8 protein-coding genes are annotated in these 15,225 nt (G+C 37.5%); 2 read left to right on the forward strand and 6 right to left on the reverse strand.

The window, feature by feature from the left end; translation table 11 throughout:
• Positions 1–44: 44 nt before the first annotated feature.
• From KO505_RS12810 to KO505_RS12835, 6 genes are all read right to left on the reverse strand, one after another.
• Complete coding sequence (locus KO505_RS12810) at positions 45–1,508, reverse strand: hypothetical protein (RefSeq protein WP_252731783.1); 1,464 nt, start codon at positions 1,506–1,508, stop codon at positions 45–47.
• Positions 1,509–1,533: 25 nt separating this feature from the next.
• Entirely contained in the window at positions 1,534–2,859 is a 1,326-nt protein-coding gene (locus KO505_RS12815) for a cytochrome c (protein WP_216055837.1), read from the reverse strand.
• 49 nt (positions 2,860–2,908) lie between these two features.
• A complete protein-coding gene (locus KO505_RS12820; protein WP_216055838.1) occupies positions 2,909–4,774 on the reverse strand; it encodes a TonB-dependent siderophore receptor in 1,866 nt (621 codons plus the stop codon).
• Positions 4,775–4,869: 95 nt separating this feature from the next.
• Positions 4,870–5,580, reverse strand: a complete 711-nt coding sequence (locus tag KO505_RS12825) for a SapC family protein (RefSeq protein ID WP_216055839.1) — start codon at positions 5,578–5,580, stop codon at positions 4,870–4,872.
• Between the two features lie 187 nt (positions 5,581–5,767).
• Positions 5,768–7,927 (reverse strand): hypothetical protein, encoded by a 2,160-nt coding sequence (locus KO505_RS12830; RefSeq protein ID WP_216055840.1) that lies wholly within the window; start codon positions 7,925–7,927, stop codon positions 5,768–5,770.
• A 65-nt stretch (positions 7,928–7,992) separates the two neighbouring features.
• Positions 7,993–11,637 (reverse strand): TonB-dependent receptor, encoded by a 3,645-nt coding sequence (locus KO505_RS12835; protein WP_216055841.1) that lies wholly within the window; start codon positions 11,635–11,637, stop codon positions 7,993–7,995.
• Between the two features lie 358 nt (positions 11,638–11,995).
• On the opposite strand from KO505_RS12835, the gene KO505_RS12840 reads away from it, so the two are divergent.
• Complete coding sequence (locus KO505_RS12840) at positions 11,996–14,338, forward strand: beta-galactosidase (protein ID WP_216055842.1); 2,343 nt, start codon at positions 11,996–11,998, stop codon at positions 14,336–14,338.
• Between the two features lie 197 nt (positions 14,339–14,535).
• Positions 14,536–15,150, forward strand: coding sequence for a GntR family transcriptional regulator (locus tag KO505_RS12845; protein ID WP_216055843.1), 615 nt, complete (start codon positions 14,536–14,538; stop codon positions 15,148–15,150).
• Positions 15,151–15,225: the final 75 nt, after the last annotated feature.

Below are 15,225 nucleotides of genomic sequence, written 5' to 3' on the forward strand. Positions count from 1 at the left end.
ATAACATAAAGCTAAAGACATTAATTTCAGTTTCATCACGGCTTTTACTCACGTAACTTATTCAAGGTGTAATACACTTTTTCCACACTCACAGAGCGTCCTTTGACGTCTCTTAAACCGGGAAAATCAATTTGTATTACTCTGTCGCTTGCCAAAGGCATCTGAACATAGATTGTTTTGTGGTCTTCAGACAAGGTAACCTTATTAATCGTTAAAGGGGTTAAGTCCACCTTAGGGGAACCATAGTTACTTGAATAATGGTAATGCCAAGATTGGGCGCTGAAACTATTAGCGGTAACAGATTCAGGGTTTAATGCTTCAGTAAAGCTGAGTTTGAATCCGCTTTTGGTCAGTTTTATGTCTAATAATTCGAATGGATTGGTTCCGTCCCATACCACTTTTTCCAAACCAAATGGTTTGCCACCTTGAGCGCCCCAACCTCGTGCAGTTTGTCCTATCCATAACTGACCATGAATATCAAACTCAGCCCTTATATTGCCACTTTGAAATTTGTTCATGAAGTTAATAACAGCACCTTGATATTGGCCGTTCACTTCATCTAATAAGACTCGAAATACATTTGATTGAGTTTGATCACCTATAAATATTTGCCCCTCAAACGGGCCAAATTTACCTTTAGTGGTGTTCCACTCTGGATTACCTGGTGAATTGGCGACTTCAACATGAGGGATCCAAACCACTGGCTTTTCACTCATAGCGCTTAGTGTATCTAACGATAATGCTTTTACACTCTCTTGAGTAAATCCGTCGATTTCAATTAACGATACAGGGTGACCATAAAACTTATCTTGTTTTAATAAATGCATTTTAGAGGTTGGTACCCAATCCCCTTGATTATCGGTAAAAAATATTTCTCCTTTTGGGCTTGAACCTAAACCCGCAGGTGAACGTAACCCATAGGCAAATGGGGAGTAAGTTCCTTGAGTGTCTACTTTAAACGCAAAACCTCGATAACCACCTGCGGTACCCATGGCCCCCATGGTAAAGGCATCAGGATTATTATGACTTAAGTTTAACGTGCCATATAAATTCCCTTGTTTATCTTTAACTGGCCCAAAGGTAAATTCATGATAGTTATCGTGAAACGTCCATTGGTTCGCAACTGGTATATAACTGTCCGCAAGTCCATCCTTATTGTTGTCAATTAAGCGAGTTAGCTCTGGTTTTTGTGCAACTAAAATCGAACCATCTTCATCCACTAATAACCCGGTAGGTTCATGTAAACCTTCCGCAAATTTAGACCAACTATTATTTTTTAAATACCACACTTCACCTAAACGTGTTGCCACCCAAATAACGCCATATTTATCACTATCTAAGCCGGTAACATGAAATCGTACGTCTTTAGGTGTCTCAACCGTAACAATTTTATAACCCTCTGGTTTGTATTCATGTTTTGGTGCTTGTGCGGATGACGCGAGGAACGAACAAACCAGTAACATAGTTGCGATACTTAGCGTTAACCTATTAAATTTGTATATTTTCATTGTATTTATCTCTTTGAATTCATTTCTAAGGTTTGATCGTCGCACTGATGACAATTTCACGGTTATTATTGGGCGTCAGCATGTTATTTCCGTGTAACAAGACTTGGTCATTGGATGACCAAGTCAGTTTATCCGATTCTGGAAGTATGAATGCCGATGACGCTTTGCTGTCTGTTTTATAGTTAAAGCTCAGTGTGTCACTGCCACTTGGCTTAACCTCAAGTGAATATCCTTGATGGCCAATTTGATAGGAAAAAACTGGGTTACCTTGGTCCAATTGATAACCTGTATAGCGACAGTTTCCCTCAAGGTGATTGTGACTGATTTGTTGTCCTGAACGAAACACGAGCTGACCTAAAGGCAAACTCGGATCTTCACCACGTCCTGCGATGTTTGGCCCTATATTTAAGAGATCACCTTGCCATAAAGCAACAATAGCGCAGGATTTGGTATTAAAACCGTAGTTAAGCTTTACCGGAAAACCGACGGAGATAGTTGATGGTGGTAAGTTGTTTATGCGTTTTCGCTGAATAACGATTTTGTCGTTTGCTGTGACTTCAAACTTTTTATCTTCCAAGATGACCTTTGCTCTGCTTGATACAGCAAACATTTTAATTGTCATATCTAAATTAGTACCCAACAAAACAAGATTACGTTGATTTGGCTTAGTTGTGCCTGAGCGATAGGTTAATTTTAGATGTTGTTTACCGCGCTTTAAACGCCATGTTGGGTACCAAGGTTGTCCCCCTCGGTTTACCAATTCATCGTCCACGTACATAGATAGTTCGTGAGGAAAGCCCCACTCAAGCCAGATTTGAGTATCGACATCTTTAGGTGCGTAAAAGTCACCTTCAAATTCTATAAAGTAATGCTGAATTTCTGGAATGGAAAAATCCGCTAATCCTTTTGGCAGCACACCAGATTTAACCAATTTCTGTTCGGTTATGTTTTTATCGTTCTCATCTTCAAGTTGGTATAATTTAAACGTTAAGTCACTCCACCCTTCTCGTTTAGACAGTACATAGGCAATAATTGACTCAAGTTCTGGCCCTGAAAATACACCAGCAAAACCAGGCATTCCTGCATTCATAAACCCCGATTTTACGTTATGAAGGATTTGCGATGGCCGACTACCATGAACCCACTCTGCATCTTTGAGGTTAAAACCCGAAGCTCCACTTAAATCTTTATTATGACAAGACGCACAAATCTGCTCAAAAAGTACTTTACCGCTTTGAGTAATGTGTTTATCTTGGCTTTGTTCATATAATTTAGAATCTAAGTCATTAGCCATAGCGCAATGCGCGAACAAGGTAAATGTTAAACATGTAATAGTTATCAGTCGGTTCATCTCAACGCCTTATCAATCCCTTTAAATGTTAAAAGACTTCATTGAATAATTAATCCATCAACAAGTTATATTTAACACCTAAGCCTAAATCTGCCGCTGGAACGCCAACGGCGACTTGATACTCTACATCAAACACATTCTGCACATAGAAATCGAAGGAGTGAATTGAGTCATAAGCCCAATTTAAGTGGGCATCAATTTTATTGTATGAATTTAATTTACTGATGCTGAAGTCACCAGTATGTAGGCTAGTCGCCGTAGACTCTCCAACGTAATTAACATTGATAGATGTGTTCAATTGGTTACTGTATTCATAATTAACACTCAGCCCCGCTTGCCATTTTGGGCGGCCAGTTAACAAGTCACCACTGTTATGCTTAATATCGACTCTGGTTAAACTTGCCGACATAGCTAGTTTTTCTGTAACTTGACTGTTAACGACGATCTCAGCCCCCTTACTACTTATGTTTGAGCGATTCACTAAGGAAAAAACACCGGCATCAAAATCAACTAAGTTTTTGTATTTATATGAAAATAGAGAAGCACTGACGGTTGTTGCGCCAACAGCCCACTCAACACCAAGGTCTTGGTTAAATGCTTCTTCTGGTGTTAACTCTGAATTACCTATCATATTGTTACTTAATGCGTATAAGCTCGGTAATTTAAAGGCTGATCCTAAGTTAGAAAATATGCGAACCTGTTGCGTTAATTTGTAATCAGCGCCTAACTTCCAAGTATTTTGAGAGTTAAAGTTCTCTGTTGAGTCGTGACGAACACCAAGGAATAATGATAATTGTTGATACGACCATTTAGTGTCAATAAAAGCGGCTGAATTTTGTCTCTTTATTTCGTATATAGTTGGAATATCAGCCCCAAACATACTTATATATCCCGCTGCTTGTCCGGTTTCAGCTTTAAAGTCCAAACCAAATGTCAATAGTAGTTCATCTATCTTAAAGCCATTTAGCCACCGAAATTTGTAATAAGAATACTCATTGTTTGAAACTGTAGGTGGTGCATTAAAATATGGAGCGATACCTGCAGAAACTAAATCATCTGTTGCTTGATAATATTCAGCTTGGGCTGACATTTGATAACTATCATTAACCTGATGTGAATGCCTAAGGCTAGCGCTGATCAATTCACCATCTTTCTGATCTTTAGGGGACATACTGCCAAACATGACACCGCCACTTTGGTCGGCAAAGGCAGATTGGTTATATTTACTGTACCGCATGTTTGCGCGGGTTATACTGTTTTTAATCAAGTTAGATTGATGATTCAAAGAGAACTCTAACGACTCCTGTTCGTCGCCATTTTTTTGCACGTCCGTGTCTAGAGCACTAACCGCAATTAATGTTCCATCAAACCCTACTTTTACACTTGCCGTTTTTTGTCCACGGTTGATGATTCCACTGGAAACACTAATGCCATCAAAGTCAGGATCAAAAGTTACAAAATTTATTACGCCGGCAATGGCATCAGAGCCATAAATTGAGGATTGAGCACCTTTAATTATCTCCACTCTATAAATTGAATCTTTTGTCAAAGAAGTTAAATCAAATCCACCACCTCTACTATCCAAAGGGTTATTTACTTGAACCCCATCTATTTGAATGATGACAAAATTAGTTTCAGCGCCTCGTAAAAATATTTCCTGAACTGCACCTGACTTTTTAATATTAATCCCAGGCACAAATGAAAGTACATCTAACGCCGTACTTCCTGAAAGTCGGTTAATTTGATCATGGGTTAATAAGTAAAATGAACTTGGTAGTTGATTGACTTCGACTGGATTAAAATTACCATAGACTTCAATAGTTTCAATTTCATTGCCTAGCGTTTTTGAAGACGAAAACAACGCTAGCATTGTTAATGTAATAATATATACATCGCTTAATTTTCTAATATTCAAACCTAGTTCCTAAACTCAATTGATGCGATTATTGGCTAATAAACAAAAATACTTTTTATAAATCCTGCGAATGAAATATTACCTAAGACACAAAACTACTTATTCATTTTCCAATTTATTAATTTTTGTAAATGCAGAGAGGAACTAAGAATTAAATGACATATTTGTAGGATGCCCGAGTCGTGACATTGTTTTAGTGCTTTTCCCTTTAACGCTGTCACCTTTTGTTTATCAAAAGTAAAGAGGCCATTGATATTAGCTTTCTCACCATTTGGTAAATCAATATTCAAAGATACTTGCTCTAATAACTCTAAGTCAGATGCCAATTTGAGCAGCTCAGTCGTATATGCTGTGCCCCCCATAAGCTGAGAAAAAGTTGATTCAATACGTTTAAAGTAGTCTGTTGTTTCACCATTAGCTGTGAATAATAACTCGCCTGTTGGATCTCCAACATTTTCACTTGAAATGTCTATCGCGATAGAGCCTTTTGATAAATCATTATTATCTGGAATAAAAGCATGGAAAGGTTTACGCAATATATCTAGTGGAATATAGGTTGAACGCCATTTGCTGCCATCTAAATATAAATTTTCCCCTGTTTCCGTTCCTAATAACGCCGTTAATTGGTAATTGCCATCATCGCGTTTTGTGATAAATATTGGGTATTCATGGATTAAGGTACTTAATTCACTGGCAACAACAACACAGGCATTGACATGATTGTCTTTAATATTAAAGTTTTTGTGATTAATTTTAAGATCGTTATGAGCTTCTGTATTAACTAATTCATATTGTTTTTTTGACATAAAGTCTCCTAGACCTACCCAAATCGTAGGTACTACTTATTGTTATTAAACACAGACCTCTTTTATACACTTATTTTTAATTGTTAACAATTATCAATCCATTAATTTTTATTATTCAGTAGAAAAATTAGAAATAAAAAAACCCCGGTAACAACCGAGGTTTTAAATTCATTACAACTGAACGACGTTATGGAACTCGATCAATCTTAATGTTATCAATAATGTATTTAGCGCCAATCCCTTTTATAACAAAAGTTGCGGTAACATTATCGCTGTTCCAATCTGTATTAGCACCAAATCCGAACCAATGTGTGGTTTCATCAGCAATACCTTGAACTTGGCCAACCCCTGCACCATTCCATATCGTATTGTTTAGAGTAAAGTTTAAGTCACTGTCACCATTTGCAAATACTACATCTAATGCATAACCGCCCCACTGATTAATATTTGGATCAGTTCCTGCTGCTTTATTTTCCTCAAAGTTCACATACTGAATATCAAAAGTGACACGATATTTACCACCAGAAACAATTGCCCCTTTAGGAACTGCAAATTCAACTTTAACTCCGCCAGCATCGGCGCCAGTTGTATCCACATATAGAACTTTGTTATCCGCATTATTTGCGTCGGTTTGAACTTCAACCGTTCCACCACCTGAAGTCGTTGGAGCATAATCTGCGGCTTCAAATGTTCCTTCGTTATTATTCAGTAAATCAACACCTTCTAAATTATCATAACGAACCATATTAAAGTCATCAAAGACTGGCATTCCATCGTTGCCGACCCAAGCACTCATGATGAACAGTTGTAATTGATCGCCAATATCCGTTGGCTTTTCGCCATCAGCATTAGCAGTTGCTAGGTAACCTGCGTTAGTATCGTAATTTATCATTAAAGGACGCCATGAACCGTTAGCTGGGTGCCATGGACGAGCGCCTTGCCAGAAGTTATGAGTTCCATTCGGGTCGTTACTTATCATTATATAAGGTGATGCATCACCATTTCCAACATAAGCATTATAAGATAAATAGTACTTCTGATTTGAAGCTAAATCAGGAAAGTATTGAGCACCAACATTTACATAACAAGGCGCTCCTAACATTTGCATTGAATGTTCACCATTTGCCACAATAGCATCTGTTATTTCAATTCCTGGTACACAATTAAATAAATCGAATCCAGTACCACCATTTTCAAAGCTAACATCGGCACCATTTGCTTTTAATATATTTGACTCGACACCATCGACCGTTAGTTTGAGCTCAGCAGTACCATCAGACATATTGCCATTCGAATCCGCTACTTTATATGTAAAAACAAAGTCTTTAAATGAATTAGCTGCGATATCGTCATAAAATGCATTTGGGTTAAACGTTAAAGTAGTGCCTTCAAATTTAACACCAAATGGTAATTCTGCAGAACCATCTAACATAACGTCACTGATCACAACATCATCACCTTCACGCTCTTCAATTTCATCCGCTAGGTTGTAAACTTTTAAGCCGTCAGTTTCATCAAACTTATCAGTTTTAAAGTAGTTTAAAACTAATGGTGCGCCAGTAATATCTTGTACACCAAGTACGTTAATCGTTAAATTACGAGTTTGGTCAAAGCGATGATCACTCACTGTATAAGTAAAGTTAAAGGTCACTTTTTGTCCATCAGGTATACTACTTTCAACTGCGGATACATCTACATCTAGATTCGTGCCGTTAATAGTAACAGGTAAATTAAAAGGGTTAGCTGAATCAGCGACTAAGTTACTTAATGTCAGTACTTCATTGTCAGCATCAGTAACATTTTTAAGTCCATCTAATACACTGGCACCTGCGTCTCGTGTGAAATTACCAAGTAAACCGCCAGTAATTACGGGTGCAAAATCTTCCCCGGTGATGTTGAACGTTGCTGTACGAGGTGTTTTGTTTACGCCGTCAGTTATATTGTAAGTTAATACAACCGTGTGGGTTTCGTCAGTGTCTAAATTAGGTGCGATATCCAAAGCCCTAACACCTACTGTATTTCCTTGAATTAAAATACCGTCAGAGCCGATATCTTCGATTCTATCACCAGATGTGGTAATGGTTATATCCGTTACAGACAAATAATTACCATCAGCGTCTTTTGCAATGCTTTCACCAGTATTTTCACCCGCTATTGAACCTAATAAATTGTATTGTTTGAATACATTTTTTTCGTGAATATCAACAACAATATCACCACCGTGTGTCGGTGCGACTGAATTACCCATTGCTTCTGGGTCGTATTCAGGATTTTCTACGTTACATCCAGCTAATGCTGCCAATATTGAGCTTACTAATAAAACTCTATTTGTTTTTATTGTTTTCATTTTTTTGTACCAAATTCTGTTTGTTGCTTAGCGGCGGTGCAATACCGCCACAATCCCTACTACCTTTAGAAGTTAACGCGTAATCCTAAGCGGTATGTCGTACCAACTTTGTACTTGGTATAAGTACGATGTGTTGGTGCATCACCCTCAAGTGGATTACCTTCTTCTAACGCAACAAAGTCGTAACCAGCTGCATTATCTGCTGCGACTCGTACAACATTTAACGTACGACTTGTAAAGTAGGTGCGGTATGCTTCATCAGTTAAGTTAATAGCTTGGAATGTTAACGACATGTTTTCACTTAATTGCCAAGAAGCTGACAAATCAACCGTCGTACGACCTTCATTCCAAATTGAACCTTGGTTCCAGCTACGGCCGTATTGGCCATTAGCCCAATCCTTACCCACTAATGAGTCAGAGGTTCCACGCATGCTTAAACGTATTTGATTACCATTTTGTTCCCAGAACGCAGTAAAGTTATAGCTATGTTCAGGTGTATCTGCTACTGGGTATGACGGTAGTAACAGGTTTGGGTTGATTGATGAATACTCTGATTCATATTCACTTTGTTGATAAGTATAATTTGCATTAATACCTAAGCCACCGAAAACTCCAGGTAAGAAGTCATAGGTATCCATGTAACCGACTTCTAACCCTTCAATTGTCGCGTCTTTAGCATTAACCGTTTTTGTCACTGTCATGTTTGCACAGTTGTCACTTGCATCACCGCTAAACGTTGTTGGGTCACTCGCTAGGTAAGCAAATTCAGTTGTCGCTCTAATTGGGTGACATTCTGCAAGGTCGGCTTCATTTACCAAGATTAATTCATCACCACTTTCTGGTGCGTCTTCAGGGTCTCTGACACTGTAAATTGGCGACAAAGTAGTTTCACGATCTGTGAAGTTAGACATGTCTTTTTTGTAATATGCAAGACTTAACATACCCGTTTCACTGAAATACCATTCTAACGATAAATCCAAATTATTAGACTCTAACGGCTCTAATTGCGTGTTATACATATCAACACGACCTACATTTGTATTACCACTACCCCAATAACCAGCCTCAGTCACTTTATAACCAGGACGTAACAAATCTATTTCTGGACGTGTCATGGTTTTTGACATGGCTAAGCGTCCGACAAAATCTTCAGAAAATGCATAGTTTAAATTTAAGCTAGGTAAAACATTTGTATATTTATGGGTTTTATACGCTGGTGTTGACGCAACTTGATTATTAGTAGATGTTTCCCAAAAGTAATTAGTTATTGCGCCCGTCGCTTCCCCATTCCATCCAGGTAGATTATCCCAACCATATGTACGGCCAGTACCTATATCTGCATAACGCCACATACTTTGCCATAACAAGTTATAGTCAGCCAGTGTTGGCAATGCGCCGTTTCCTGCACGATAATCATTTAATGCATCTGCGTAATTAGCAAATAGTGGATCGTGACAAGCACCTTGGTCGTCAATACGAGTCCAAGTCGATGGATCAGGTCCAGCACTTGTATCCCAACCTGTTCCATCTACACGTTGATATTTTAATTCATAATCTTGAGCAACGCCGTCAGAACCTAAATTAAGTGCTCGACACTCAGGTAGACTTCTATCAGCTAATGCACCTAAAGTATGGCGGTCAATGTCACGTTCTAAATCTGAACCGTCTTGTTCATAATAACTCATACCTGAGTAACCAATAGCTTCAACTTCAGTTTCAACATAACGAACACCAATATCACCGGTTAACTGGCCATCAAGGTATTCAAAGTTTGTTTTAAAATAAAAGGCATTTGTATCAATATTTGTTTCACGAGAGGCTGTATTGTCGACATTACGAACCACATTACCGTCGCCTAAAATCATCTCTTTAGCCGCTTTAACATCAATTGGAGTCCAGCCAACTGTAGCCCCTTCTCGTGCATATCCAAGTGACTCCATAAAGTCATCATACTCTATTGGGTCACCAGCGATTAAATCACCTCGAATATCCGTTAATGAACCACCAAGCTCAACCGCTATCTCATTAGTAACAGGGTCTCTGATGATCTCCGTAGCTTCCAAAGATTGGAAACTATAAGATTGATCATCAACATCTTTACTTCGTTTTGAGGTTTTAACACCAAACTCTATAGATGTAATACCATAAGCATCTATATCCCAGTCGAAATCCACTTGAGCATTAGTAATAGTATCTTTAATATTACGATCATTTTCACGGATATAACCTAAATGAAATGATGAAACATCTTGAGGGTTGAACCCAGTTAAAGCCACGTTATCTGCACTACCTAGTACTCGAGCACCCGTCTCAGGGTCGGTATAAGCGTATAAATTCTCACCTAAGTCGACAAACGAATCACCGTATACCATTGAGCAGGTATCACCCCCCCCAGTACAATCAACACCGACAGGTTCAATATTTGCACCGGCATCCCATAATAGCTGACCAGGAACTTGATAATAGTTTTCCATAACCGTATAAGCATTTGGTAAACTTTCTGACGTACTTGATGAATAACCTGCTTGAGCTTGTACGCGCAAACTATCTGTGAGTTCGGCTTGGAAGTTTAACGTCGTGCTCAAGTTTTCATTGTCTTGGCCACCGTCAGAACGCACTAAATTACCGTTACCAAAACGATTAACACGTTTAGTCATGTCATGAGTCGTAGTATCTACTTGGATCCAGTCAACTGGATCAGAATATGGATTTGGACCTCTTACGAAACTTGTAGGTATTTCACCTTCAATCCAATTTGGATTATTCGAAAAACTTTTCGCCTGTATTGCATCAAAAGTTCTGACTAATTCTTGTTTACTATAAGTAACGTCAAACATGAGTTCTGATGTGTCTGTTGGTAAAAACTGTATGCCTAACGAAGCACCTTGACGGTTGCTTTCATTTTGATGAAGTTGATAACTTGCTAAATTTGGTTCTATGGCTTTTACACCAGAAATTACGTTACCATTTTGATCAACCGCTTGAGCATATTCTTGAGATTCAACAAAATTACCCGCACTGTACTGGTCTTTACGATATGCATTTGTTTCATCATAAGCGGTAATTGCAAAACCTAACGTATCATCTAAGAATTTTTCTGATGCTGAGAACTGGACTTTATGGCTCGGGTCATCGACAAAGTCGTTGTATCGACCTTGTACTGTTAAAGAACGAACACTTTTTGTTTGATTAAGAGGTCGGATGGTTACTAAGTTAACTGAAGCACCTAAAGAACCTTCATCATGATCGGCACTAGGTGTTTTTACAACTTCTAGTTTAGATAGGATATCTGCAGAGAAAGAGCTTAGGTCAACAGCTTGAGAGAAATCCGTTGAAGTTAATGCTTGACCATTAAGCGTAATATTATTTTGATTCGCATCAGCGCCACGCACCGTAATTTGAGTACCTTCACCGTCACTACTTACCACAGTAACACCCGTTACACGACCTAAAGCGTCTGCAATGTTTTGGTCAGTAGATTTACCGATATCTTCAGAGTTAATGGTATCCCGTACCCCAGAAGCGAATCGTTTATCGTTAATTGACTTTTTAAGGCTACCTTTTAAACCTTTAATTTCAATTATTTCTATGTCTTTATCGGCGGTTTTATCTTTATCATCAGCTGCAGTTACATGCGATGCATAGCCTGTTGTTGCTAGCATTGCCATGTAAACAGCATTTAGCTTAAATCGACTTTTAGTTGTTGGCATGGTGTTGTCCCGGTTGATTTATTTATTATTGTTTTTGACTCATTCGAAATTAACAACATAGTATTCCGAACAAATTCTAATCACACTTTAGTACTAGCAATCCGCTTATGTCAACATCTTTTTGTTAACAATTTTCAATTAACTTTAAGGTAATGAGATAATAATTTGGCCTTCATTATTAATTAACAAATATTCACCAAGCCTTTAAAATATAAGCATTCAAACGTTTTATTAGTTATTGTCATTCATTTATATAGCGTTAGCATTGGTGAAATAAAATTTGCACAATTATTTTGTTAACAATTTTCAATTTACATTATCTTATGTATACTCAGACCAACTCAACAGGAGAATAGTGATGAAAATAATTAAAAACACAGCATTACTCGCAGTTTTGCTTATACAAGCTTGCGGATCTGAAGTATCAAACAAAAACACGCAAATTAAACCAATACCTAATGAACATATATTGACTAAGTTTATCGATTTTAATGCTGAAGATGTTTTAACAAAAACCATTCAGCTTAATCAAACTTCTGCCAAAATTGTTGAAAATCAACTAATTGTAAACTTTCATTCAAAACAAAATGATTATACCTCTATTTCATTTGTATCTGAACAAGGTTGGGATTGGAGTCATTTTGAAGACTTTAATCTAGCGTTTGATATCTCAAATCCAGGCCAACGTTCTGTACAAGTTTATTTAGATATAACGGATGGTAATGGTGATAACTACACAAGAAGCGTTAGTATCCCAATTGGTGAAAAAAATACTTATTATGCAAAAATGGCTGGTCATGACTTAGCAACGCCAGACGGCAAAGAAAATGTGGAATTAAACTTTAAATCCGGTTTACGTTCAAATCCTGATACTTGGGAATCTAATCAAGTTCAATTTATCTCTTTATGGGGTAAAAAGAATTTAGATGTTTCATCTATAAAAAGAATAACGTTAAGTGTTCAAAGTGCGCTGCATGACAAAACAATTTCAATTAGTAATATTCGATTAAGAAAAAATCCTACCTTTAATACCCAATTCTTAACTAAAATTGTCGATAAGTATGGCCAAAATGCAAAAACTGAGTTTGCCGGTAAGATCCATAATCACGATGAGCTTATCGCGGCAAGAGATGAAGAAATATCTCAATTAAAAGAAAGTTATGATGTTAATACTCGGTCTAAGTTTGGTGGTTGGATAAATGGCCCTAAACAAACTGCAACGGGTTATTTCCGAACTGAAAAAATTAATGGCAAATGGTCTCTAGTTGACCCTGAAGGTTATCCTTACTTTGTTACCGGCCTTGATATTATTCGTCTATCAAATACTTCAACTATGACAGGTTATGATTTTGATCAAGCAACTATAAACCAGCGCAAAGCGACTGATTTCACTCCAGAGGATTCTCAAAAATTAAACCGCGTCAGTGAAAATGCAATTTCTACACGATTTGTAGCATCTGAATTACGTAGCGAATTATTTGAGTGGTTGCCTAAATATGATGAACCTTTAGGTAAACATTACGGCTATAGAAGAAGTGCTCATTCAGGCCCGTTAAAACATGGCGAAACCTTTAGTTTTTACTCTGCCAATTTGGAACGTAAATATAGTGACATGAACCAAGATAACCCAGATCTAGACTTCATGGACATGTGGCAAGAAGTTACTATAAAACGTATGTTAACTTGGGGATTCACATCGTTTGGTAATTGGACTGATCCTATGTTTTACCAAAATAACCGGGTGCCTTACTTCGCTAACGGTTGGATAATTGGTGATTTCAAAACCGTTTCTTCTGGCAACGATTTCTGGGCACCATTACCTGATGTATTTGATCCTAAGTTTGAAGAACGCGCTATGTTCACATTAAAACAAGTTGCAGATGAAGTGAAAGGTAACCCTTGGTGTGTTGGTGTATTTGTTGATAACGAAATGAGCTTAGGTCGTTCTGAAAGCAACGCAGCTCATTATGGCATTGCCTTACATACATTAAAGCGTGACGGTAAAAACGTTCCAACTAAAGCTGAATTCACCCGTTTGATGAAAAACAAATATGGTTCAATTGATAACTTAAATAAAAAGTGGAATACCAATATCAAAAATTGGCAATCCTTTAACGCTGGTGTTGAAGGCGATGTTAATGTTCCTGCTCAGTTAGAAGACTTTTCAATTATGTTAAGTGCTTATGCGGATAAATATTTTGCTACGGTTAAAAAAGCAAAAGACAGATACTTGCCTAACCACATGTATATGGGGGCACGATTCCCAGACTGGGGCATGCCAAAAGAAGCAGTTGAAGCATCTGCCAAACACGTAGATGTGATCAGCTTTAATGTCTATAAAGAAGGTTTAGTTCCATCTAAATGGAAGTTCATGGAAAAAATTGACATGCCTGCAATCGTCGGTGAATGGCACAATGGTGCAAGCGACTCTGGGTTATTCCATCCAGGTTTGATTCACGCATCATCACAAGAAGACCGTGGGGTTATGTACAAGGATTATATGCATTCCGTTATCGACAACCCATATTTTGTAGGTGCGCATTGGTTCCAGTATATGGACTCTCCTATTACAGGACGTGCATATGATGGCGAAAATTATAACGTTGGTTTTATTAACGTTACCGACACACCATATAAACCGATAGTAAAAGCGGCTAAAGAAATAAATGAAGAGATGTACTTACGTCGATTTAAAAAATAATTGTTAACAAAATATTCATATATAAAGAAATATATGCTAATTAATGAGAGTAGGAAGAAGCGCATTCATCTACTCTCCTTTAATTTCAAGGTGTTATTGTTTTTCGAATGTGTTCTTTGTAAACAATAAAACATGAATCAATTGCAAATTATTGGCTATTAATTACAATGTGATTATATCTGAAAATAGGAATCTTTATGGCTAATGCACGAGCGCCAAAAATTTTATCGGTAAAAGACCAAATAGCTGAGCAATTACGCTCTGATATCATTGCAGGTGAATTAGCGCCAAATACAAAATTAAACGAAAAGGAATTAGCTGAACGTTTTGGTTTATCTCGAGGACCAATTAGGGATGTAATTCTACAATTAACTAAAGAAGGTTTATTAATTGCTAAAAACAACTGCGGCGCTTCTGTAAACAGTGTTTTAGAACCTAAGTTGCAAAAGTTAATGATCAAACTTCGTCGCGAAATCGAAGTGTTTGCTATTGAACAACTCAAAGATAAATTAACTCAAAATGACTTTAATGAACTAGAAGCCATATTAAATGATCTACAAAGTGCATTTGAAAACAGTGACTTCACAGAAGTAACTAAAATAGACATTTCTTTCCATAACTACCTGATCAATAAAGCAGGTGGAGATGAACTGGTTAACATTTGGTATCCATATGTTATGCGTATGAGGTTAAACTATAAACGTATTACCACAGGTCAAGAGTGTGTAAATGAACATAGAGTTATTTTAGATGCCCTTAAATCTGGTGATTTAAGCAAAGCAACAAAAGCCATTAAAGCTAACATCAAGTGATTTGTTCATTCATAAAAATTCAAAAAAGCCCTGTTCTACAGGGTTTTTTATTATCTACTCCTCAGCTTTAACTCC

The sequence above is a fragment of the Psychrosphaera sp. F3M07 genome, assembly GCF_018860345.1.
Classification (GTDB): Bacteria; Pseudomonadota; Gammaproteobacteria; order Enterobacterales; family Alteromonadaceae; genus Psychrosphaera; species Psychrosphaera aquimarina.